The organism is Pontibacter anaerobius (assembly GCF_026241195.1).
Classification (GTDB): domain Bacteria; phylum Bacteroidota; class Bacteroidia; order Cytophagales; family Hymenobacteraceae; genus Pontibacter; species Pontibacter anaerobius.
Genome location: NZ_JAPFQO010000001.1, coordinates 192,599 through 212,059 on the forward strand (window position 1 = coordinate 192,599; position 19,461 = coordinate 212,059).

Here is a 19,461-nt window from a genome sequence, read left to right on the forward strand (position 1 = left end):
CATGGCGGAAAATCTGCAGAAACAGAATCAGATCAACATCGAACTATCGGAAGAGGTAGCCGAGGGCGAGTATGCAAACCTTGCCATGATCGCTCATTCAAGTGGTGAGTTTGTGATTGATTTCATAAGATTGATGCCAGGACTGCCAAAAGCTAAAGTCAAATCAAGAATAGTTATCACCCCAGAGCATGCCAAAAGACTTTTGGCTGCTCTGGCTGATAATGTTAAAAAATTTGAGGCCAGCTTCGGCGAAATAAAGCAGTCACAGGATGCTCCTTCTTTCCCGATGAACTTCGGGGGAACAGTGGGAGAGGCCTAAGGCGCAGAGAATTAATGAATTAAAATTTTGAATTTGCAAAGTGATTTTTATACCTTTGCAGACCAAAATTTAAAGTGGAAAAATCTATAATTAACAGCTAGTAAATGCCTACTATACAGCAATTAGTAAGAAAAGGCAGAGAAAAATTGACGTTCAAGTCAAAGTCTCCTGCCTTAGATTCATGCCCACAGCGCCGTGGTGTATGTACAAGAGTATATACTACTACGCCTAAGAAGCCTAACTCTGCAATGCGTAAAGTAGCCAGAGTAAGACTTACAAACGGCAAAGAAGTAAACGCCTATATCCCAGGTGAAGGTCACAACCTTCAGGAGCACTCTATTGTGCTGATCAGAGGCGGTAGAGTGAAAGACCTTCCAGGTGTACGTTACCACATCGTACGTGGAGCACTGGACACAGCTGGCGTAAGCGGCCGTCTTCAGTCACGCTCTAAGTATGGTGCTAAGAGACCTAAGCCAGGACAGCCAGCGGCTGCTGCAGGTAAAGGAAAAAAGAAATAATCCCTAGAGTTTTAATACAATGAGAAAAGCAAAGCCTAAAAGTAGAATTCTCCTTCCTGATCCAAAATACAAAGAGACATTGGTGACACGTTTCGTTAACTACCTGATGGAAGACGGAAAGAAAAGTGTTGCTTATGGTATCTTCTATGATGCTGTAGAACTAGTAGAGCAAAGAACTAAAGAAAACGGTCTCGAAACTTGGAAGAAGGCGTTGAACAACATCATGCCTAGCGTCGAGGTAAAGAGCCGCAGGGTAGGAGGTGCTACTTTCCAAGTGCCGACTGAGGTTCGTCCGGACCGCAGAGTATCTCTTGGTATCAAATGGATGATATCATACGCTCGTAAGAGAGGTGAGAAGACAATGAAAGATAGGTTAGCAGGTGAAATTATCGCAGCTGCTAAAGGTGAAGGTGCTGCCGTTAAGAAAAAAGACGACACGCACAGAATGGCAGAAGCGAACAAAGCATTCTCTCACTTTAGATTCTAAATTATGAATACGCGCGACTTAAAATATACAAGAAACATCGGTATTGCAGCACACATTGACGCTGGTAAAACAACTACCACGGAACGTATACTTTACTATGCTGGTGTAAGCCACAAAATTGGTGAAGTACACGATGGTGCAGCTACCATGGACTGGATGGAGCAGGAGCAAGAAAGAGGTATTACCATTACTTCTGCTGCTACAACAGTTAGCTGGCCTTATAGAGGCGATAACTACCATATCAACATCATTGATACTCCTGGTCACGTGGACTTTACCGTAGAGGTAAACCGTTCTTTACGTGTATTGGATGGTCTGGTGTTCCTGTTTTCTGCCGTAGACGGTGTAGAGCCACAGTCAGAGACAAACTGGCGCCTTGCTGACAACTATAAAGTAGCTCGTATCGGTTTCGTTAACAAAATGGACCGTTCAGGAGCTGATTTCCTAGCTGTTTGTAAGCAGGTGAAGGAAATGCTAGGAAGCAACGCAGTTGCACTTCAATTACCGATCGGCTCTGAAGATAACTTCAGAGGTGTAGTTGACCTGGTAAATAACCGTGGAATTATCTGGAATGAAGATGATAAAGGTATGACCTTTACTGAAGTCCCGATTCCGGATGACATGGTTGAAGAAGCTGAAGAGTATAGAGAAAAACTTCTGGAGGCAGTAGCCGAGTACGATGAGACTTTGATGGAGAAATACTTCGAAGACCCGAATTCAATTTCAGAAGCAGAAATTATCGCTGCGCTACGCGCCGCTACCATTGACATGGCAATTGTTCCAATGCTTTGCGGTTCTTCATTCAAGAACAAAGGCGTACAGACAATGCTTGACTATGTAATGGCATTGATTCCTTCTCCACTAGATAGAGATAACATCAAAGGAATCAACCCAGATACAGGTGCTGAGGTGACTCGTAAGCCAAGCTACGATGAGCCTTTTTCAGGATTGGCATTTAAGATTGCAACTGACCCTTACGTAGGACGCCTTTGCTTCGTACGTGCGTACTCAGGTGTGTTAGAGTCTGGATCATATGTCTTCAACACCCGTTCAGGTAACAAAGAGCGTATCTCTCGCATTTTCCAAATGCACGCCAACAAGCAGAACCAGATTGAAAGATTAGGTGCTGGTGATATTGGTGCAGTTGTAGGCTTTAAGGATATCAAAACAGGTGACACGCTTTGCGACCAGAGTGCGAAAATCGTACTAGAGTCAATGGAGTTCCCAGAGCCAGTGATTGGCTATGCTATTGAGCCGAAGTCACAAGCTGACTCTGACAAGATGGGTATGGCTATTGCCAAGCTTATCGAGGAGGATCCAACACTTCAGGTAAACACTGATGAGGAGACAGGTCAGACCATCCTTCGTGGTATGGGCGAGCTTCACCTGGAGATCATCATTGATCGTATGAAGCGCGAGTTCAAAGTTGAACTGAACCAAGGTGCACCACAGGTAGCTTACAAAGAGACTATCACTAAGAGCGTTGAGCACCGTGAGGTATTCAAGAAGCAGTCTGGTGGTCGTGGTAAGTTTGCAGACATCGTATTTGAAATGGGGCCACGTGAAGATGGTAAGCAAGGACTGGAGTTCGTGAATGCTATCGTAGGTGGTGTTATTCCTCGTGAATTCATCCCGGCAGTACAGAAAGGTTTCGAAGAAGCTATGAAGAATGGTATCCTGGCTGGCTTCCCGATAGATTCTATGAAAGTGCGTCTGTTCCACGGTTCATTCCACGATGTAGACTCTGACTCTCTTTCTTTTGAACTTGCTGCACGTCAAGGATTCAAAGAAGCAGGTAAGCAATGTGCTCCAAAACTTCTTGAGCCGATCATGGCTGTAGACGTTGTTACTCCAGACGAGTACACAGGTCCGGTAACAGGTGACTTGAACAGAAGAAGAGGTATCATGAAGGGCATGGATACTAAAGGTACTTCAACTGTAGTTAAAGCTGACGTTCCACTTTCAGAATTGTTTGGTTACGTAACTGACCTTCGTACCATTACTTCTGGTAGAGCTACTGCTTCACTTACGTTCGATCACTACGAGCAGGTGCCGCAGAACTTAGCAGATGCTATCATTGCCAAAATAAAGGGAACAGCAGCAAAATAGTAGTATAAGATGAATCAGAAAATCAGAATAAAGCTTAAGTCATACGATCATAACCTGGTGGATAAATCATCAGAGAAGATTGTAAAAGCGGTAAAAGCTACAGGCGCTATCGTTAGCGGTCCAATTCCACTTCCAACTGAGAAGGATAAGTTTACAGTGCTTCGTTCACCACACGTGAACAAGAAATCTCGCGAGCAGTTTCAGCTTTGCACTTACAAGAGATTAGTAGATATTTACTCTACAAGCTCTAAAACAGTAGATGCCTTGATGAAGCTTGAATTGCCTAGCGGTGTAGATGTAGAAATCAAAGTTTGATAACATCGCATAAGCTTTACAAAAGAGGAGAACAATCGTTCTCCTCTTTTTTTATACCTGCTTGAAAATAAATATTTTAGAGAAAGCTTGAAAAGAAGCTTAAAAATTTATTAACTTTGCACTCCCTTAGCGAAATAGGGGGCAATGAATTATTGTATCCATCTCTAAACAAAAGTTGAATGCCTGGAATTATCGGTAAAAAAATCGGAATGACAAGCCTCTTCACTGCAGATGGTAAATACACACCAGTTACGCTTATTCAAGCAGGTCCGTGTGTAGTTACTCAGGTGAAGACGGTTGAGAATGACGGCTACGCTGCTGTGCAGATTGGCTATGGTGACAAAAAACTCAAAAGAGTAACAAAAGCGGAAGCTGGTCACTATCAAAAAGCTAAGACTGCTCCTAAAAAGAAAGTAGCAGAATTTGATGTAGAAGGCGTTTCTTACAACCTGGGCGACACAGTTGATGCTACCCTGTTTGTTGAAGGCGAATTCGTGGATGTAGTAGGTACATCTAAAGGTAAAGGTTTTCAGGGTGTTGTAAAGCGCCATAACTTTGCCGGTGTTGGTGGTCAAACGCACGGCCAGCATAACAGAGCAAGACACCCAGGTTCAATCGGTGCATGTTCTTGGCCATCAAGAGTATTCAAAGGAATGCGCATGGCTGGTAGAATGGGTGGCAACAGAGTAAAGGTTCAAAACCTGACTGTGCTGCGCATCATCACAGAAAAAAACCTAATTGTAGTTAGTGGCTCTGTTCCTGGTGCCAGAAATTCTTACGTGTTAATTGAGAAATAAAATGGAGCTCTCTGTATTAAATATTAAAGGTGAAGATACAGGCAGAAAGGTTACTCTTTCTGATGCTATTTTTGGTTTAGAGCCAAACGAGCATGCCATGTATCTTGATGTGAAGCAGTACCTGGCTAACCAAAGACAAGGTACGCACAAGTCAAAAGAGCGTAACGAGGTTGCTGGCTCTACTAAAAAGATCAAGAAGCAGAAAGGTACAGGCGGAGCACGTGCAGGTAGCATTAAGTCTCCTGTGTTTGTAGGTGGTGGTCGTGTATTCGGTCCTAAACCAAGAAACTATAGCTTTAAGCTTAACAAAAAGTTGAAGCGTGTAGCTCGTCTTTCAGCTCTTTCTCTGTTAGCACGTGACAATCGTGTAGCTCTGGTTGAGTCTTTCACAATGGAAGCTCCAAAGGCAAAAGAGTTTAGAGGTATCCTGAACAACCTGCAGTTCAATGGCAAGACTCTGGTAGTACTTCCAGCTGTAGACAAAAACATCGTACTTTCTGGAAGAAACCTTCCTAAGGTAAAAGTTTCGACTGTAAGCGATGTAAACACTTATGACCTGCTGAACACTGAGAAACTTCTTCTTGTTGAGCAATCAGTAAATGAATTAGAAAACCTCTTTAGCGCGAAATAATGAACGTTCTGAAAAGACCAATTATTACTGAGAAGTACGCTGCCTTGAACGAGGTTGGTAAATATGCTTTTGAGGTGGAGAGAAACGCCAACAAAGTAGAGATCAAGAAGGCAGTTGAAAAGATGTATGGCGTAACCGTTGATAAAGTATCAACAATGCGCTCTATCGGTAAGAAAAAGACGAAGTATACTAAGTCTGGAGCTGTAACTGGCCGTACCTCTCTGATTAAGAAGGCAATTGTTACCCTTAAAGAGGGTGAAGTAATAGACTTTTACAGCGGCATATAATTAAGTTAAAATGGCTTTAAAAAAGTTAAGACCAATAACACCAGGTCAAAGATTTAGAGTAGCCCCTGCTTTTGATGAAATCACAGCAACTACTCCTGAGAAATCTTTGTTGGCACCCCTTTCAAAATCTGGTGGACGTAACAATTCAGGTAGAATGACTATGCGCTATATGGGCGGTGGTCATAAGCAGAAGTATAGAGTAATTGACTTCAAGCGCACAAAGTATGGTGTGCCTGCTACAGTGAAGACAATTGAGTATGATCCGAACAGGACAGCTCGTATTGCGCTGCTTCACTATGCTGATGGAGAGAAAACATACATCATCGCTCCTGCGGGCCTACAGGTTGGTACTGTAGTAACCTCAGGTCCTGGTGTAGCTCCAGAAGTTGGCAACTGCTTGCCTCTTTCTGATATTCCTCTAGGTACTATCATTCACAACATTGAGCTTCAGCCAGGTGCTGGTGCCACACTAGCAAGAAGTGCAGGATCTTACGCACAGCTAGTAGCTCGTGAAGGACGTTATGCAACAATAAAGCTTCCTTCAGGCGAGTTGAGAATGGTTCTTGTTAACTGCTCTGCTACTGTAGGTACAGTTTCTAATGGCGAACACATGAATGTGAAGCTTGGAAAAGCTGGCCGTAAGAGATGGTTAGGCAGACGTCCTCGCGTACGTGGTGTTGCTATGAACCCAGTCGATCACCCTATGGGTGGTGGTGAAGGTAAGTCTTCAGGCGGTCACCCACGTTCTCGTAAAGGTCTTTATGCTAAAGGTCTTAAGACGAGAAACAAGAACAAATATTCTGAGAAGCTTATAGTTAATAGAGGAAAGAAAAAGTAAATGGCTAGATCATTAAAAAAAGGGCCTTATATTGACTTTAGGCTCGAGAAGAAAGTAACTGTAATGAATGAGGCAGGTAAGAAGTCTGTTATCAAGACTTGGTCTCGCAGATCAATGATTTCTCCGGATTTCGTGGGTCATACTTTTGCAGTTCACAATGGAAATAAGTTCATCCCTGTTTATGTTACGGAGAACATGGTAGGCCATAAATTGGGTGAATTTGCTCCAACGAGAAACTTTAGAGGTCATATTGCTAAGAAAGATAAAGGCAAGCGTTAATAATGGAAGCAATAGCAAAACTTAAAAATGTCCCTACCTCTCCTCGCAAGATGAGAATGGTAGCAGACTTAGTACGCGGTAAAAGCGTATCGAAGGCTCTTGGTATTCTTAAATTTGAAGCCAATGCTGGTGCAGCCAAAGTTGAAAAGCTTGTATTATCTGCATTAGCAAATTGGCAGCAGAAGAATGAGGATGCTCGCATAGAGGATGCAAACCTTTACATCAAGACTATCTTTGTTGATGAAGGTAAAATGCTGAAGCGTCTTCGTCCTGCTCCGCAGGGCCGTGGTTACAGAATCAGGAAGAGATCAAACCACGTTACGCTGGTAATCGACAGCATGACAGAGGAGCAGCTTGAGCAGCAGCAGTCTAAGAAATCTAAAAAAGCCAACAAGTAAGAATTATGGGACAGAAAGTTAATCCGATAGGTTTTCGACTAGGTGTTATCAAAGGTTGGGATTCTAACTGGTATGGCGGCAAAGATTTCGCTGAGAAGCTGATCGAAGACGAGAAAATTAGAAAGTATATACTTGCTCGTATTCCTAAAGGCGGTATTTCTAAAATTATAATTGAGAGAACGCTTAAGCGCATTACCATCACTATAAATACGGCTAGACCAGGCGTAGTGATTGGTAAAGGCGGCCAGGAAGTAGATAAGATCAAAGAAGAGCTTAAGAAGCTTACAAACAAAGATATTCAAATCAATATCTTTGAGATTAAGCGTCCTGAGTTGGATGCCAAGCTGGTTGGTGAGTCAATTGCTCAGCAGCTGCAGGCACGTATCTCTTTCCGCCGTGCTATGAAGCAAGCAATTGCTTCTGCGCTACGTGTAGGTGCTGAAGGTATTAAAGTACAGGTATCAGGCCGTTTGGGTGGTGCTGAGATGGCAAGAACAGAGCACTACAAAGAAGGTAGAACTCCGCTTCACACCCTGCGTGCAGATATCGATTACGCTCTTTCCGAAGCACAGACAGTGTATGGCAAACTAGGTATCAAAGTATGGATCTTCAAGGGTGAGGTTTATGGTAAAAAAGATCTTACTCCAAACGCCGGCCTGGAGAGCAAAGGACCTGGTTCTGCCTCTGGCGACAGACGTGGTGGTGACCGTCGCAACAAAAAGGGTGAAGGTGCACCAAAGCGTAAGCGTCGTCAATAATCGAGTGTTAACATTATAAGTTTTAGAAAATGTTACAGCCTAGAAGGACTAAATATAGAAAAATGCAGAAAGGCCGCGTAAAGGGTCTGGCTCACAGAGGCAGCTCTATTGCGTTTGGTTCTTTCGCTATCAAGTCTCTTGAATCAACATGGATTACATCTCGCCAGATTGAGGCAGCACGTATCGCCATGACAAGAGCAATGAAACGTGAGGGTCAAGTTTGGATCCGTATTTTCCCTGACAAACCTATTACAAAGAAGCCTGCTGAGGTTCGAATGGGTAAGGGTAAAGGTTCTCCTGAATATTGGGTAGCAGTGGTTAAACCAGGTACAATCATGTTTGAGTCTGATGGTGTGCCTCTTGAAGTAGCAAAAGAGTCTTTGAGACTTGCTGCTCAGAAACTGCCAGTAAAAACAAAGTTTGTAGTACGTAGAGATTACGTTGAGAAATAAAATGAAAAATTCAGAGATAACAGCTTTATCTGCCGAAGAACTGCAAGAGAAGCTCAACACTGAGAAAGCTAACCTGCAGACCATGCGTTTTGCACATGCTATATCTCCACTGGAGAACCCAATGAAAATCCGCGAGACGAAGCGACTGATCGCCAGATTGAGTACTGAAGTTCGTCGTCGTGAAATAGAAGCTAACTCTTAAGACTGATTAAGATCATGGAGAGAAACCTAAGAAAAGAAAGAAGCGGAAAGGTTGTTAGCAACAAGATGGACAAATCAATTACTGTACTTGTGGAGAGCAGAATGAAGCACCCTATGTATGGTAAGTTTGTTAGCAAGTCTAACAAGTTCATGGCTCACGACGAAAACAACGACTGCAACATCGGTGATGTTGTTCGCATTCAGGAGACGCGTCCGCTCAGCAAGAACAAGAAATGGCGTTTAGTAGAAATCATAGAAAGGGCTAAATAAAATGATACAGCAGGAATCAAGACTAAGTGTAGCTGATAACAGCGGTGCTAAAGAAGTTCTTTGCATCCGTGTGTTAGGCGGTACTGGCAAGAAGTATGCCTCCGTTGGCGACAGAATTGTTGTAACTGTGAAGTCTGCCCTTTCTTCTGGTAACGTTAAGAAAGGTACTGTTTCTAAAGCAGTTATTGTAAGAACTAAGAAAGAGGTTAGAAGAAAAGACGGCTCATATATTCGTTTCGACGATAACGCCGCTGTTCTTTTGAACGCAAATAACGAGCCACGTGGTACGCGTATTTTCGGACCAGTTGCACGTGAACTTCGTGAAAAGCAATTCATGAAAATTGTTTCGTTAGCGCCTGAAGTTCTATAACTACAAATTCAGATTAAAATGAATAAGAAAAAACTTCATGTAAAGACTGGCGATACAGTTAAAGTAATAGCCGGTGACGAGCGCGGCAAGACTGGCCGCATTATCGCTGTAAACACAGAAAAGCAGAGAGTAACTATTGAGGGCCTTAACATGGTAACAAAGCACCAGAAACCTAGTGCTCAGAATCCACAGGGCGGCATCAACAAAGTAGAAGCTCCTATTCACGCTAGCAATGTTATGCTTGTAGATCCTAAATCAGGTGAAACAACTAAGACTGCTAAAAGAAAAAACAGCGAAGGTAAAACAGAGCGTTATTCTAAAAAGACAGGAGAGGTAATCTAAGATGGCAACTGCAAGATTAAAAGAGAAATATCAAAACGAGGTAGTGCCTGCCTTGAAAGAGAAGTTCCAGTATAAGAACGTCATGCAGGTGCCGAAGATCACTAAGATCTCTATCAATAAAGGTATCGGCGCTGCCGTTGCCGATAAGAAATTGGTCGATATCGGTGTGGAGGAGCTTTCAACTATCACTGGCCAAAAGGCTGTGCCTACGATTGCAAAGAAGTCAGTATCAAACTTCAAGCTTCGTGAAGGTATGCCAATTGGTGCTCGCGTGACACTGCGAGGTGAGAAAATGTATGAATTCCTGGATCGCCTTCTTACTGTGGCCCTGCCACGTGTACGTGACTTCAGAGGTGTTAATGACAAAGGCTTTGATGGCCGTGGTAACTATACACTTGGAGTTAAGGAGCAGATCATCTTCCCTGAAATCAGCATTGATAAAATTAAAGCTATCTCAGGTATGGATATCACATTTGTTACAACCGCTAACACAGACGAAGAGAGCTACGAACTGCTAAAAGCATTCGGTATGCCATTCGCTAATATCAAGAAATAACCATGGCAAGAGAAGCAGTAAAAGCCAGAGAGCTTAAAAGAGAAAAACTTGTAGCGAAGTATGCTGCAAAAAGAGCTGAACTAAAGGCCAAAGGTGACTACGAGGCACTTGACAAGCTGCCACGTAATGCATCTCCTGTAAGACTTCATAACCGATGCAAACTTTCTGGTAGACCAAGAGGATACATGAGAAAGTTCGGTATTTCTCGTGTAGTTTTCAGAGAGCTAGCGGTTATGGGTAAAATTCCTGGTGTTACAAAAGCGAGCTGGTAATTTTTTAGGATTCTCATTAAGAATCTTAAAAAGATATTACTATCTTTGCCCCTCGCTTAGATAAAGCATTCATTATTACATTCATTCATAATGAACACAGATCCAATAGCAGATTATTTAACTAGAGTGCGTAATGCTATAAAAGCTAACCACAGAATAGTTGAGATACCATCTAGCAAGATTAAACAAGAGATCACAAAAGTATTGTACGATAAAGGCTATATTCAAAGCTATAAGTTTGATGAGTCTGGCGTACAAGGCACGATTAAGATAGCTCTGAAGTATAACCCTAACACTAAGCAGTCTGCTATTGTGAAACTGGAGAGGGTAAGTAAGCCAGGGCTTCGCAAATACGCTGGTAGCGAGAACCTGCCAAGAGTATTGAACGGACTTGGTGTAGCCATTTTGTCTACATCTAAGGGTGTGATGACAGAGAAAGAGGCTAAGTCACTTAATGTAGGTGGCGAGGTGTTATGTTATGTATATTAATAGGAGGATAGACAATGTCACGTATAGGAAAATTGCCAATCACCCTGCCTAACAATACACAAGTTACCATCGGTGATAACAATGTAGTAACAGTGAAAGGCCCTAAAGGCGAGCTTTCTACTACTCTTGATAAGGATATGATTGTTAAGCAGGACGACAACACAGTTGTTGTAGAGCGTCCAACTGAGCAGAAGCGCCATAAAGCTATGCACGGTCTTTACAGATCACTTATCAATAACATGGTAGTAGGTGTGAGCGAAGGCTATAAGGAGCAACTTGAACTAGTTGGTGTAGGTTATAAAGCATCAGTTCAAGGAAAGACCCTTGAACTGTCGCTAGGTTACTCTCACAACATCTACATGAGCATGCCTGATGAGGTGTTTGCGACTGCTGTTACTGAGAAAGGTAAAAACCCAATCGTAACGCTGGAGAGCATCGACAAACAATTAATCGGCCAGGTTGCTGCTAAGATCAGATCACTGCGCAAGGTTGAGCCTTATAAAGGTAAGGGTATCCGCTTCGTAGGAGAAGTTATCAGAAGAAAAGCTGGTAAGACAGCATCTAAATAATCGTCATCATGTCTACTAATAAAATAAGCAGAAGACTAAGAATTAAGAAAGGTATCAGGAATAAAATTTCTGGTACCGCTGAAAGGCCAAGATTGACTGTGTTCCGTAGCAACAAGGCTATTTATGCACAGTTAGTTGACGACACTACTGGTGTGACACTAGTGGCTGCCTCTTCAGTGAAGCTTGATGATGCAAAAGCTAATATCGAAACTGCAGGTAAGGTTGGAACGTCTATCGCTGAACAAGCGTTGGCAAAAGGAATCTCTGAAGTAGTTTTCGATCGTAACGGTTACCTTTATCACGGTAAAGTAAAATCATTGGCAGAAGGCGCTCGTGAGGCAGGCCTTAAATTCTAAATAATATGTTGAAGAATAATATACGTAGCGTAAAGGCAAGCGAAATCGAGCTTAAGGAGCGAGTAGTAGCCATTAACCGTGTAGCCAAGGTTGTGAAAGGTGGTAGAAGATTTAGCTTCGCCGCCATCGTGGTAGTTGGTGATGGAAATGGTGTAGTTGGTTACGGCCTTGGTAAAGCCAATGAGGTAACAGACGCAATTGCTAAAGGTATTGATGACGCAAAGAAGAACCTAGTAAAGGTTCCTGTATATCATAATACCGTTCCTCATGCAATTGAAGGGAAGTATTCTGGAGGTTTTGTGTTGGTGAAGCCAGCTGCCCCAGGTACAGGTGTAATCGCGGGCGGTGCAATGCGTGCTGTTCTGGAAAGTGCCGGTATCAAAGACGTACTTTGTAAGTCAAAAGGTTCTTCTAACCCACATAACGTGGTAAAGGCTACCTTTGACGCTCTTTCTAAAATGCGTGATCCTTTGGCAGTAGCTCAACAGCGCGGTGTTAATTTACAGAAAGTATTCAACGGATAATTGAAATGGCTAAAGTAACTATCACTCAAGTTAAGAGCATTATCGATAAACCTCAATCACAAAAGCGCACTATTCAAGCTCTAGGTTTAGGCAAGATAAGCAAATCAGTAACTGTTGAGAATACTCCGCAGATAGCTGGTATGATAAAGAAAGTCCAGCATTTAGTAGAAGTAAAAGAACAATAATCATGTACTTACATTCTTTAAAACCTGCAGAAGGTTCTGTAAAGACTAGAAAGAGAATAGGTAGAGGTACTGGTTCAGGTAGAGGTGGTACTTCTACACGCGGACATAAAGGTGCTAAATCTCGTTCTGGTTATTCACAGAAAGCCGGATTTGAAGGTGGCCAAATGCCACTTCAGAGACGTGTTCCTAAGTTTGGCTTCAAAAACATTAACCGTGTTGAGTATAAAGCTATTAACTTAGATGTAATTCAGGCTCTTGCTGAGTCTACAAACGAGACCGTTATGAACTTTGATTTCTTCAAAGCGCACGGTCTTGTCCAGAAGAACGATAAAGTTAAGGTTTTGGGCAGAGGAGAAATTAATAAAGCTGTTGAGATTCATGCTCATGCTTTCTCTGGTACTGCATCATCATCAATTGAAAAAGCAGGCGGTAAAACAGTTGCTCTTTAATCAGTAGGAGGTATGAAGAAGTTTATAACAACGTTAAAGAACATTTTTGCTATAGAAGACTTAAGAGTGAGAATTCTTAATACTATTTTCTTTATAGCTATTTTTAGACTTGGTTCTTTTGTTGTTTTGCCTGGCGTTGATCCTAATCAATTACAAGCTAACACATCCGGTATATTCGGCCTGTTAGATACCTTTTTGGGTGGAGCATTTAGCAATGCTTCCATCTTTGCGTTAGGTATCATGCCATATATATCAGCTTCTATCGTACTTCAACTACTCACCATAGCTGTACCTTACTTCCAAAAAATGCAGAAAGAGGGTGAATCTGGTAGAAAGAAAATCAACCAGATCACTCGCGTTCTGACTATAATTATCACGCTTGCACAGGCTGTAGGCTTTGTAGCTACAATCAACTCAGAAGCAATAGCAATCAATACAACATTGTTTACTATTACCTCTATGATTGTGCTTACTTCCGGCACCATATTCTGTATGTGGCTTGGGGAGAAAATAACAGATAAAGGTATTGGTAACGGTATTTCTATGCTGATTATGATCGGCATCGTTTCCAGGTTCCCTGGTGCTATTGTTGCTGAGTTCCTGTCTAAGCAATTAAATGGAGCTTTACTTTTCCTGTTTGAGTTAATAGTTCTCTTCTTTGTTGTAATGTCTGTTGTTATGCTGACACAGGCCGTAAGAAGAATCCCTGTGCAGTATGCAAAGCAAGTTGGAACAAGCTCTCTATACAGCGGCCAAAGACAGTTTATACCTTTAAAGGTTAATGCTGCCGGTGTAATGCCAATCATCTTTGCTCAGTCTTTAATGTTCCTGCCTTCTATGATTGCTTCTATATGGGCAGACTCAAGTGAGACAGCGAATTATATTGGTGCTACTTTTTCTGACTTCACATCTTGGCAGTATAATGTCGTATTTGGTTTACTGATCCTGGTCTTTACTTATTTTTATACAGCGATCAGTGTTAACCCTAATCAGATTGCGGACGATTTAAAGCGTAGCGGAGGTTTTATACCTGGCGTTAAACCAGGTCGCTCTACTTCAGAATACATCGATGCTATCTTAACTAAAATAACTTTACCAGGTGCTATTTACCTAGCCCTTGTAGCTATATTCCCTGCTATAGCCATGCTGTTTGGAGTAACACGAGAGTTTTCTCAATTCTTTGGTGGTACATCTCTAATCATTATGGTAGGTGTTGTTCTCGATACTTTACAACAAGTAGAAAGTTACCTGCTGATGCGCCACTACGATGGCATGATGAAGTCAGGTAAATTGAGAGGCAGAACAGAGAATATTGCTATGGTATCCTAATCAATGATTATATACAAAACAGAAGAAGAAATTGAGTTAATTCGCCAAAGTGCTTTGATCTTAAGCAAAGCACATGGCGAAATTGCTCGTCTTATCAAGCCTGGTGTTTCTACTCTTCAACTGGATAAATTAGCTGAAGAGTTTATTCTTGATAATGGGGCCAAGCCTTCATTCAAGAACTATAATGGTTTCCCTTACAGCCTTTGTATATCAGTTAACTCTGTCGTAGTGCATGGTATGCCAGGGAAGTATACTTTGAACGATGGAGATGTAATTTCTGTTGATGGAGGTGTTTATAAGAATGGCTTCCATAGTGATTGTGCCTATACTCACGCTGTAGGAGAAGTTGGGCCTGAAGTTCAAAAACTCCTTGAAGTGACGAAGCAGTCACTTTATTTAGGATTAGAAAAGGCGGTAGTAGGGAACAGGTTAGGAGATGTTAGCCATACTATTCAGGAGTTTGCAGAAGCGAATGGCTTTACCATAGTCCGAGAGCTTGTAGGCCATGGTATTGGCCGCAATTTGCATGAGGCTCCTGAAGTTCCGAACTATGGCAAGCGTGGTCAGGGAGTAAAATTACAGAATGGCCTAGTGCTCGCAGTAGAGCCAATGGTGAACCTTGGGACGAGACATATAGTGCAGGAGGATGATGGGTGGACGATTCGTACGAAGGATAATAAACCCTCAGCTCACTTTGAACATACAGTTGTAGTTCGTAAAGATAAAGCTGAGATATTAACAACTTTTGATTATATAGAACAAGCTAATAAATCATAAATGGCAAAACAGTCGTCCATAGAACAAGACGGGACTATAGTAGAGGCTTTATCAAACGCCATGTTTCGGGTTGAGCTTGAGAATGGTCATCAGGTAGTAGCTCACATCTCTGGTAAGATGCGCATGAATTACATCAAAATTCTTCCAGGAGACAGAGTGAAGTTAGAGATGTCTCCCTATGATCTTACCAAAGGCAGAATTGTTTACCGATATAAATAAATCCAATGAAAGTTAAAGCATCAGTAAAAAAGAGAAGTGCTGATTGTAAGGTTATCCGTCGTAAGGGGAAGCTTTACGTAATCAACAAAAAGAATCCAAGATATAAACAAAGACAAGGTTAATTTATTTTTATGGCTAGAATAGCAGGAGTAGATATTCCGGACAACAAGAGAGGAGAAATCGCCCTTACCTACATTTTTGGTATCGGCCGCAGCCTTTCAAAGCAGATTTTAACTAAAGCCGGGGTGGATCTTGACAAAAAGGTAAAAGACTGGACTGAGGATGAAGCCGGTGAGGTTAGAAATGTAATTGCAGCAGACATCAAAACGGAGGGTGTTTTAAGATCCGAAGTTCAGCTGCACATTAAGCGTCTTCTTGATATTGGTTGCTACCGTGGGTTAAGACACCGTAAAGGTTTGCCTGTGCGTGGACAGCGTACTAAGAACAACTCACGCACAAGAAAAGGTAAGCGTAAGACAGTTGCTAACAAGAAGAAAGCATCTAAATAATCACTAGATCATGGCTCAGAAAAGAAAAGATAAAGCTAAAAAGCGTGTTGTAGTTGTTGAACCTACTGGCCAAGTACACATCAAAGCTTCTTTCAACAACATTATTATATCAGTAACCAATAACGCAGGACAAGTTATCTCTTGGGCTTCTGCAGGTAAAATGGGCTTTAAGGGTTCTAAGAAGAACACTCCTTATGCTGCACAAATGGCCGCTGCTGACTGCGCAAAGGTTGCTTATGACCTTGGTATGCGTAAAGCGGAAGTTTTTGTTAAAGGTCCAGGCGCAGGCAGAGAGTCTGCTATCCGTACTGTGCAAAACACAGGTATCGAAGTAACTATCATTAAAGACGTTACTCCATTGCCGCACAACGGTTGCCGCCCACCAAAACGCAGAAGAGTTTAATTCCTATTAAGAGAACTAAGAAATGGCAAGATATACAGGTCCTAAGAGTAAAATCTCAAGACGTTTTAATGAAGAAATTTTCGGCCCTAGCAAGGCGCTGAAAAAGAAAAGCTACCCTCCAGGGCAGCATGGCCGTGGCCGCCGTAAGAAGCAGTCAGAATATGCTATTCAGCTTGCTGAGAAGCAGAAGGCTAAATATATATACGGTGTTTTAGAGAAGCAGTTCGCTAACCTGTTTGACAAAGCTCACAGAAAAGGTGGTATCACAGGTGAAAACCTGTTGGCCCTTCTTGAGTCCAGACTAGACAATACTGTATACCGTTTAGGTATTGCCCCTACCAGAAGAGCTGCACGTCAGCTTGTATTGCACAAGCATGTTTTGGTTAATGGTGAAATTGTAAACATCCCTTCATATTCTCTTAAAGTTGGTGATGTTGTAGCTGTACGTGAGAAGTCAAAATCTCTAGAGGCGATCACTACTAGCCTTACTGTTCGCAATGCGCGTCAGTTTGTTTGGCTAGAGTGGGATGCTAACGAGATGGCTGGTAAGTTTGTGTCTACTCCACAGAGAGACCAGATCCCTGAGAAAATTCAGGAGCAGCTAATCGTCGAGCTTTACTCTAAGTAAGCAGCTTAATCAATTTATAACCTTTAACACTGCAAGTATGTCAATATTAGCATTTCAAATGCCAGAGAAAGTTGTAATGGAAAAAGCCGACGACTTTCATGGTTTATTTGAATTCAAGCCGCTTGAAAAAGGTTACGGGGTAACCATAGGTAATGCTTTGCGAAGAATCCTTCTTTCTTCTTTGGAAGGATATGCCATTACCAGCATTCGCATAGGTGGTGTACTGCATGAGTTCTCGTCTGTTGAAGGAGTGGTGGAGGATGTATCTGATATTATCCTTAACCTGAAGATGGTTCGCTTTAAGAAAATAAGCGATGTTGTAGACGAAAGAATCACTGTTTCATTCAGTGGTAAGGATACTTTCAAGGCTAGTGATATCAATAACTTCACTTCAAGCTTCGAAGTGCTGAACCCAGAGTTGGTTATTTGCCACTTGGACCCAAGCGTTAGCTTCGAACTTGAGATGACGATACAGAAGGGACGTGGTTACGTTCCTGCTGAAGAGAATAAGCCAGCTGAGCAGGTATTTGGTCAGATCTCTATTGACGCCATCTACACACCTATCAAGAATGTGAAGTTCAGTGTTGAGAACACCCGTGTGGAGCAAAAAACCGACTACGAGAAACTTGTTCTTGACATACAGACAGATGGCTCTATTCATCCTGAGGATGCTTTAAAGGGTGCTGCTAACATCCTTATTCAGCACTTCATGCTGTTCTCTGACAACACAATGACTTTCGAAACAGCTAAGCCTGAAGAGGAAGAAGCTGTGGACGAAGAGCTGCTTCATATGCGTAAGGTTCTGAAGACTCCTCTTCAGGATATGGACCTTTCGGTTCGTGCTTACAACTGCTTAAAAGCTGCTGACATCAAAACTCTTGGTGATCTTGTTCAGCTTGATATCGCAGATATGATGAAGTTCAGAAACTTCGGTAAGAAGTCTTTGACGGAATTGGAGAACTTAGTTCAGGAGAAAGGTCTGACTTTCGGTATGGATCTTTCTAAGTACAAATTAGAGGAAGAATAATTAATTAATCCTACGGCATAATTCCCGATCCCGCTTAGGTTGATCGACGGTATGCACGTGCACAATTCAAAATAATGAGACACGGTAAAAAATTTAATCACTTAGGAAGAACTGCTTCACACCGTAAGGCAATGCTGTCTAACATGGCATCATCCCTTATTCTGCACAAGCGCCTTTCTACTACAGTAGCCAAGGCTAAAGCACTTCGTAAGTATGTGGAGCCTCTGCTGACAAAAGCAAAAAGTGATACTACGCACTCTAGAAGAACGGTTTTCGCTTATCTTCAGAACAAAGAGTCTGTAAAGGAACTTTTTGATGAAGTATCTGTTAAGATTGCTAACAGACCAGGTGGTTACACTCGTATCCTGAAGACTGGTTACAGACTTGGTGACAACGCTGAAATGTGCGTTATCGAGCTGGTAGACTACAACGAGGATATGTTGACTACAACTGGTACTGCAGCTGCAGGTGCTAAGAAGACGCGTCGTCGTGGCGGTAAGAAAAAGGCAGAGGACACTGCAACTGAGGCTAAGGCCACAGAGGCAACAGAAACTCCTGCTGCTGAATCTAACGATACAAAAGAAGAGACAAAAGATGCTCAATAAGCTCTGTTTGTAAATATTTTGAAGGGACATGGCGTAAGTCGTGTCCCTTTTTTTATGTTTGTAATAAATCTTTACCAATGAAAAAACATACTTCCTCAGAGGCTATTTTATTACTTGAAGACGGAACCGTGTACAGGGGCAAAAGCTTAGGACGAATAGGTACGTCGGGCGGAGAACTTTGCTTTAACACCGGTATGACGGGTTACCAGGAAATTTTTACTGATCCATCTTATTTTGGTCAGATTGTAGTGAACACGGTATCGCATGTGGGTAACTACGGTGTGCAGCATGAAGAGGTGGAGTCAGACAGAGTGCAGATCAATGGCTTGGTTTGCAAGGATTTTTCACACCATTTTTCAAGAAAGACTGCTGAAGGATCGCTTCAGGATTATTTTGAGAATGCAGGTATAGTAGGAATCTGCGAGATAGACACAAGATCATTAGTTCGCCATATCAGAGATAAAGGTGCCATGAACGCCATAGTGTCTTCTGAAATAACTGATGTGGAGGAACTGCGTAAGAGGCTGGCAGAGGTACCTTCTATGTCTGGGTTGGAGCTATCATCGCAGGTAAGTACTCCAGAGATTTACCATGTGGTGCCCGACGAAGTGAAGTATAGAGTAGCTGTACTTGACCTGGGTGTGAAGCGAAACAGCCTGAATAATTTTATGCAGCGCGGATGCGAGGTAAAAGTGTACCCGTATAATACTCCGTTTGAAGAGATGGAGAAATGGAACCCGGACGGATACTTTATCTCGAATGGCCCCGGCGACCCAGCGGCTACACGGGATGCGGTTAACAGCGTAAAGCAGATTCTGGAGAAAGAGCGACCGATGTTTGGTATTTGTATGGGGCATCAGATTTTAGCTCAGGCAAATGGCATTGCCACTTATAAAATGCACAACGGGCACAGAGGCCTGAACCATCCGGTGAAAAACCTGCTGACAGGCAGAAGTGAGATTACAAGTCAAAACCACGGCTTCGTGGTGGACATGGATCAGCTAAAGAATCATCCCGAAGTGGAGATAACACATATCAACCTGAACGATAATACTGTAGAAGGTATGCGCATGAGAACCAAGCCGGCTTTCTCCGTACAGTATCACCCTGAATCATCGCCAGGACCGCACGACTCTACCTATTTGTTTGATGAGTTTGTGGCCCTGCTTGAAAAGAGTAAAAACAAAGTATAA

The 19,461-nt window shown here is 42.4% G+C and carries 35 protein-coding genes; all 35 read left to right on the forward strand.

The window, feature by feature from the left end; genetic code table 11:
• Position 1: 1 nt before the first annotated feature.
• The 35 genes from OO017_RS00905 (at position 2) to carA (ending at position 19,461) form a co-directional block, all read left to right on the forward strand.
• A complete protein-coding gene (locus OO017_RS00905; RefSeq protein WP_266050559.1) occupies positions 2-319 on the forward strand; it encodes a DUF3467 domain-containing protein in 318 nt (105 codons plus the stop codon).
• 104 nt (positions 320-423) lie between these two features.
• Positions 424-837: a 30S ribosomal protein S12 gene (rpsL, locus tag OO017_RS00910; RefSeq protein ID WP_068838128.1), complete on the forward strand. Its 414-nt coding sequence runs from the start codon at positions 424-426 to the stop codon at positions 835-837.
• Positions 838-856: 19 nt separating this feature from the next.
• A complete protein-coding gene (rpsG, locus tag OO017_RS00915) occupies positions 857-1,324 on the forward strand; it encodes a 30S ribosomal protein S7 (RefSeq protein WP_046310169.1) in 468 nt (155 codons plus the stop codon).
• Between the two features lie 3 nt (positions 1,325-1,327).
• Positions 1,328-3,433, forward strand: coding sequence for an elongation factor G (fusA, locus tag OO017_RS00920; protein WP_266050560.1), 2,106 nt, complete (start codon positions 1,328-1,330; stop codon positions 3,431-3,433).
• A 9-nt stretch (positions 3,434-3,442) separates the two neighbouring features.
• Positions 3,443-3,748, forward strand: a complete 306-nt coding sequence (rpsJ, locus tag OO017_RS00925; protein WP_007654312.1) for a 30S ribosomal protein S10 — start codon at positions 3,443-3,445, stop codon at positions 3,746-3,748.
• Positions 3,749-3,927: 179 nt separating this feature from the next.
• The gene (rplC, locus tag OO017_RS00930) at positions 3,928-4,545 is read left to right on the forward strand and encodes a 50S ribosomal protein L3 (RefSeq protein ID WP_266050561.1); all 618 of its coding nucleotides are present in this window, start codon (positions 3,928-3,930) and stop codon (positions 4,543-4,545) included.
• Between the two features lies 1 nt (position 4,546).
• The gene (gene rplD, locus OO017_RS00935) at positions 4,547-5,176 is read left to right on the forward strand and encodes a 50S ribosomal protein L4 (protein WP_266050562.1); all 630 of its coding nucleotides are present in this window, start codon (positions 4,547-4,549) and stop codon (positions 5,174-5,176) included.
• Complete coding sequence (gene rplW / locus OO017_RS00940) at positions 5,176-5,463, forward strand: 50S ribosomal protein L23 (protein ID WP_140620848.1); 288 nt, start codon at positions 5,176-5,178, stop codon at positions 5,461-5,463. The genes rplD and rplW overlap by 1 nt, the downstream gene beginning before the upstream one ends.
• A 10-nt stretch (positions 5,464-5,473) precedes the next feature.
• Entirely contained in the window at positions 5,474-6,301 is an 828-nt protein-coding gene (rplB, locus tag OO017_RS00945; RefSeq protein WP_266050563.1) for a 50S ribosomal protein L2, read from the forward strand.
• Complete coding sequence (gene rpsS, locus OO017_RS00950) at positions 6,302-6,580, forward strand: 30S ribosomal protein S19 (RefSeq protein WP_025609055.1); 279 nt, start codon at positions 6,302-6,304, stop codon at positions 6,578-6,580.
• A gap of 2 nt (positions 6,581-6,582) precedes the next feature.
• Positions 6,583-6,978, forward strand: coding sequence for a 50S ribosomal protein L22 (rplV, locus tag OO017_RS00955; protein ID WP_266050564.1), 396 nt, complete (start codon positions 6,583-6,585; stop codon positions 6,976-6,978).
• 5 nt (positions 6,979-6,983) lie between these two features.
• Entirely contained in the window at positions 6,984-7,736 is a 753-nt protein-coding gene (gene rpsC, locus OO017_RS00960; RefSeq protein WP_266050565.1) for a 30S ribosomal protein S3, read from the forward strand.
• A 29-nt stretch (positions 7,737-7,765) separates the two neighbouring features.
• Entirely contained in the window at positions 7,766-8,188 is a 423-nt protein-coding gene (gene rplP, locus OO017_RS00965) for a 50S ribosomal protein L16 (protein WP_266050566.1), read from the forward strand.
• A 1-nt stretch (position 8,189) separates the two neighbouring features.
• Positions 8,190-8,390 (forward strand): 50S ribosomal protein L29, encoded by a 201-nt coding sequence (rpmC, locus tag OO017_RS00970; RefSeq protein WP_266050567.1) that lies wholly within the window; start codon positions 8,190-8,192, stop codon positions 8,388-8,390.
• 14 nt (positions 8,391-8,404) lie between these two features.
• Positions 8,405-8,659: a 30S ribosomal protein S17 gene (rpsQ, locus tag OO017_RS00975; protein WP_299755737.1), complete on the forward strand. Its 255-nt coding sequence runs from the start codon at positions 8,405-8,407 to the stop codon at positions 8,657-8,659.
• Between the two features lies 1 nt (position 8,660).
• On the forward strand, positions 8,661-9,029 hold the full coding sequence (rplN, locus tag OO017_RS00980; RefSeq protein WP_025609061.1) for a 50S ribosomal protein L14: 369 nt from the start codon (positions 8,661-8,663) through the stop codon (positions 9,027-9,029).
• 18 nt (positions 9,030-9,047) lie between these two features.
• Positions 9,048-9,371, forward strand: coding sequence for a 50S ribosomal protein L24 (rplX, locus tag OO017_RS00985; RefSeq protein WP_266050568.1), 324 nt, complete (start codon positions 9,048-9,050; stop codon positions 9,369-9,371).
• Position 9,372: 1 nt separating this feature from the next.
• Entirely contained in the window at positions 9,373-9,927 is a 555-nt protein-coding gene (gene rplE / locus OO017_RS00990; protein WP_266050569.1) for a 50S ribosomal protein L5, read from the forward strand.
• Positions 9,928-9,929: 2 nt separating this feature from the next.
• Complete coding sequence (rpsN, locus tag OO017_RS00995) at positions 9,930-10,199, forward strand: 30S ribosomal protein S14 (RefSeq protein ID WP_266050570.1); 270 nt, start codon at positions 9,930-9,932, stop codon at positions 10,197-10,199.
• Positions 10,200-10,289: 90 nt separating this feature from the next.
• Positions 10,290-10,688 carry a 30S ribosomal protein S8 gene (rpsH, locus tag OO017_RS01000; protein WP_266050571.1) on the forward strand — a complete coding sequence of 133 codons (399 nt, stop codon included), beginning with the start codon at positions 10,290-10,292 and terminating at the stop codon, positions 10,686-10,688.
• A 14-nt stretch (positions 10,689-10,702) separates the two neighbouring features.
• Complete coding sequence (gene rplF / locus OO017_RS01005; RefSeq protein ID WP_266050572.1) at positions 10,703-11,257, forward strand: 50S ribosomal protein L6; 555 nt, start codon at positions 10,703-10,705, stop codon at positions 11,255-11,257.
• Positions 11,258-11,265: 8 nt separating this feature from the next.
• Positions 11,266-11,613, forward strand: coding sequence for a 50S ribosomal protein L18 (rplR, locus tag OO017_RS01010; protein ID WP_266050573.1), 348 nt, complete (start codon positions 11,266-11,268; stop codon positions 11,611-11,613).
• Between the two features lie 5 nt (positions 11,614-11,618).
• Positions 11,619-12,137, forward strand: a complete 519-nt coding sequence (rpsE, locus tag OO017_RS01015) for a 30S ribosomal protein S5 (protein ID WP_046310186.1) — start codon at positions 11,619-11,621, stop codon at positions 12,135-12,137.
• A 5-nt stretch (positions 12,138-12,142) separates the two neighbouring features.
• On the forward strand, positions 12,143-12,322 hold the full coding sequence (rpmD, locus tag OO017_RS01020; protein WP_266050574.1) for a 50S ribosomal protein L30: 180 nt from the start codon (positions 12,143-12,145) through the stop codon (positions 12,320-12,322).
• Positions 12,323-12,324: 2 nt separating this feature from the next.
• Entirely contained in the window at positions 12,325-12,771 is a 447-nt protein-coding gene (gene rplO, locus OO017_RS01025; RefSeq protein WP_266050575.1) for a 50S ribosomal protein L15, read from the forward strand.
• Positions 12,772-12,783: 12 nt separating this feature from the next.
• The gene (secY, locus tag OO017_RS01030; protein WP_266050576.1) at positions 12,784-14,100 is read left to right on the forward strand and encodes a preprotein translocase subunit SecY; all 1,317 of its coding nucleotides are present in this window, start codon (positions 12,784-12,786) and stop codon (positions 14,098-14,100) included.
• A 3-nt stretch (positions 14,101-14,103) separates the two neighbouring features.
• Positions 14,104-14,877 carry a type I methionyl aminopeptidase gene (map, locus tag OO017_RS01035; RefSeq protein ID WP_266050577.1) on the forward strand — a complete coding sequence of 258 codons (774 nt, stop codon included), beginning with the start codon at positions 14,104-14,106 and terminating at the stop codon, positions 14,875-14,877.
• Positions 14,878-15,096: a translation initiation factor IF-1 gene (infA, locus tag OO017_RS01040; protein ID WP_025609076.1), complete on the forward strand. Its 219-nt coding sequence runs from the start codon at positions 14,878-14,880 to the stop codon at positions 15,094-15,096.
• A 5-nt stretch (positions 15,097-15,101) separates the two neighbouring features.
• Positions 15,102-15,218, forward strand: a complete 117-nt coding sequence (gene ykgO, locus OO017_RS01045) for a type B 50S ribosomal protein L36 (RefSeq protein WP_034256541.1) — start codon at positions 15,102-15,104, stop codon at positions 15,216-15,218.
• A 9-nt stretch (positions 15,219-15,227) separates the two neighbouring features.
• Positions 15,228-15,605, forward strand: a complete 378-nt coding sequence (rpsM, locus tag OO017_RS01050; RefSeq protein ID WP_266050578.1) for a 30S ribosomal protein S13 — start codon at positions 15,228-15,230, stop codon at positions 15,603-15,605.
• A 10-nt stretch (positions 15,606-15,615) separates the two neighbouring features.
• Positions 15,616-16,008 (forward strand): 30S ribosomal protein S11, encoded by a 393-nt coding sequence (gene rpsK / locus OO017_RS01055; protein ID WP_108212760.1) that lies wholly within the window; start codon positions 15,616-15,618, stop codon positions 16,006-16,008.
• Between the two features lie 22 nt (positions 16,009-16,030).
• Positions 16,031-16,636 carry a 30S ribosomal protein S4 gene (gene rpsD, locus OO017_RS01060; RefSeq protein ID WP_266050579.1) on the forward strand — a complete coding sequence of 202 codons (606 nt, stop codon included), beginning with the start codon at positions 16,031-16,033 and terminating at the stop codon, positions 16,634-16,636.
• Between the two features lie 37 nt (positions 16,637-16,673).
• Positions 16,674-17,663, forward strand: a complete 990-nt coding sequence (locus OO017_RS01065) for a DNA-directed RNA polymerase subunit alpha (RefSeq protein ID WP_266050580.1) — start codon at positions 16,674-16,676, stop codon at positions 17,661-17,663.
• 74 nt (positions 17,664-17,737) lie between these two features.
• Positions 17,738-18,268 (forward strand): 50S ribosomal protein L17, encoded by a 531-nt coding sequence (gene rplQ / locus OO017_RS01070; RefSeq protein WP_266050581.1) that lies wholly within the window; start codon positions 17,738-17,740, stop codon positions 18,266-18,268.
• Between the two features lie 77 nt (positions 18,269-18,345).
• Entirely contained in the window at positions 18,346-19,461 is a 1,116-nt protein-coding gene (gene carA, locus OO017_RS01075; protein ID WP_266050582.1) for a glutamine-hydrolyzing carbamoyl-phosphate synthase small subunit, read from the forward strand.

Bases quoted from the DNA above. Each gene is read 5' to 3' on its own strand.
- rpmD (WP_266050574.1), top strand. From the start codon at position 12,143: ATGGCTAAAGTAACTATCACTCAAGTTAAGAGCATTATCGATAAACCT.
- secY (WP_266050576.1), top strand. From the start codon at position 12,784: ATGAAGAAGTTTATAACAACGTTAAAGAACATTTTTGCTATAGAAGAC.
- rplO (WP_266050575.1), top strand. From the start codon at position 12,325: ATGTACTTACATTCTTTAAAACCTGCAGAAGGTTCTGTAAAGACTAGA.
- rpsL (WP_068838128.1), top strand. From the start codon at position 424: ATGCCTACTATACAGCAATTAGTAAGAAAAGGCAGAGAAAAATTGACG.
- rplE (WP_266050569.1), top strand. From the start codon at position 9,373: ATGGCAACTGCAAGATTAAAAGAGAAATATCAAAACGAGGTAGTGCCT.
- rplX (WP_266050568.1), top strand. From the start codon at position 9,048: ATGAATAAGAAAAAACTTCATGTAAAGACTGGCGATACAGTTAAAGTA.
- fusA (WP_266050560.1), top strand. From the start codon at position 1,328: ATGAATACGCGCGACTTAAAATATACAAGAAACATCGGTATTGCAGCA.
- map (WP_266050577.1), top strand. From the start codon at position 14,104: ATGATTATATACAAAACAGAAGAAGAAATTGAGTTAATTCGCCAAAGT.
- rplV (WP_266050564.1), top strand. From the start codon at position 6,583: ATGGAAGCAATAGCAAAACTTAAAAATGTCCCTACCTCTCCTCGCAAG.
- rplN (WP_025609061.1), top strand. From the start codon at position 8,661: ATGATACAGCAGGAATCAAGACTAAGTGTAGCTGATAACAGCGGTGCT.
- rplF (WP_266050572.1), top strand. From the start codon at position 10,703: ATGTCACGTATAGGAAAATTGCCAATCACCCTGCCTAACAATACACAA.
- OO017_RS01065 (WP_266050580.1), top strand. From the start codon at position 16,674: ATGTCAATATTAGCATTTCAAATGCCAGAGAAAGTTGTAATGGAAAAA.
- rplB (WP_266050563.1), top strand. From the start codon at position 5,474: ATGGCTTTAAAAAAGTTAAGACCAATAACACCAGGTCAAAGATTTAGA.
- rpsJ (WP_007654312.1), top strand. From the start codon at position 3,443: ATGAATCAGAAAATCAGAATAAAGCTTAAGTCATACGATCATAACCTG.
- infA (WP_025609076.1), top strand. From the start codon at position 14,878: ATGGCAAAACAGTCGTCCATAGAACAAGACGGGACTATAGTAGAGGCT.
- rplR (WP_266050573.1), top strand. From the start codon at position 11,266: ATGTCTACTAATAAAATAAGCAGAAGACTAAGAATTAAGAAAGGTATC.
- rpmC (WP_266050567.1), top strand. From the start codon at position 8,190: ATGAAAAATTCAGAGATAACAGCTTTATCTGCCGAAGAACTGCAAGAG.
- rpsG (WP_046310169.1), top strand. From the start codon at position 857: ATGAGAAAAGCAAAGCCTAAAAGTAGAATTCTCCTTCCTGATCCAAAA.
- OO017_RS00905 (WP_266050559.1), top strand. From the start codon at position 2: ATGGCGGAAAATCTGCAGAAACAGAATCAGATCAACATCGAACTATCG.
- rpsC (WP_266050565.1), top strand. From the start codon at position 6,984: ATGGGACAGAAAGTTAATCCGATAGGTTTTCGACTAGGTGTTATCAAA.
- rpsS (WP_025609055.1), top strand. From the start codon at position 6,302: ATGGCTAGATCATTAAAAAAAGGGCCTTATATTGACTTTAGGCTCGAG.
- rplQ (WP_266050581.1), top strand. From the start codon at position 17,738: ATGAGACACGGTAAAAAATTTAATCACTTAGGAAGAACTGCTTCACAC.
- rplW (WP_140620848.1), top strand. From the start codon at position 5,176: ATGAACGTTCTGAAAAGACCAATTATTACTGAGAAGTACGCTGCCTTG.
- rpsQ (WP_299755737.1), top strand. From the start codon at position 8,405: ATGGAGAGAAACCTAAGAAAAGAAAGAAGCGGAAAGGTTGTTAGCAAC.
- rplP (WP_266050566.1), top strand. From the start codon at position 7,766: ATGTTACAGCCTAGAAGGACTAAATATAGAAAAATGCAGAAAGGCCGC.
- rplC (WP_266050561.1), top strand. From the start codon at position 3,928: ATGCCTGGAATTATCGGTAAAAAAATCGGAATGACAAGCCTCTTCACT.
- rpsM (WP_266050578.1), top strand. From the start codon at position 15,228: ATGGCTAGAATAGCAGGAGTAGATATTCCGGACAACAAGAGAGGAGAA.
- rpsK (WP_108212760.1), top strand. From the start codon at position 15,616: ATGGCTCAGAAAAGAAAAGATAAAGCTAAAAAGCGTGTTGTAGTTGTT.
- rpsE (WP_046310186.1), top strand. From the start codon at position 11,619: ATGTTGAAGAATAATATACGTAGCGTAAAGGCAAGCGAAATCGAGCTT.
- rpsN (WP_266050570.1), top strand. From the start codon at position 9,930: ATGGCAAGAGAAGCAGTAAAAGCCAGAGAGCTTAAAAGAGAAAAACTT.
- rpsD (WP_266050579.1), top strand. From the start codon at position 16,031: ATGGCAAGATATACAGGTCCTAAGAGTAAAATCTCAAGACGTTTTAAT.
- ykgO (WP_034256541.1), top strand. From the start codon at position 15,102: ATGAAAGTTAAAGCATCAGTAAAAAAGAGAAGTGCTGATTGTAAGGTT.
- rpsH (WP_266050571.1), top strand. From the start codon at position 10,290: ATGAACACAGATCCAATAGCAGATTATTTAACTAGAGTGCGTAATGCT.
- rplD (WP_266050562.1), top strand. From the start codon at position 4,547: ATGGAGCTCTCTGTATTAAATATTAAAGGTGAAGATACAGGCAGAAAG.
- carA (WP_266050582.1), top strand. From the start codon at position 18,346: ATGAAAAAACATACTTCCTCAGAGGCTATTTTATTACTTGAAGACGGA.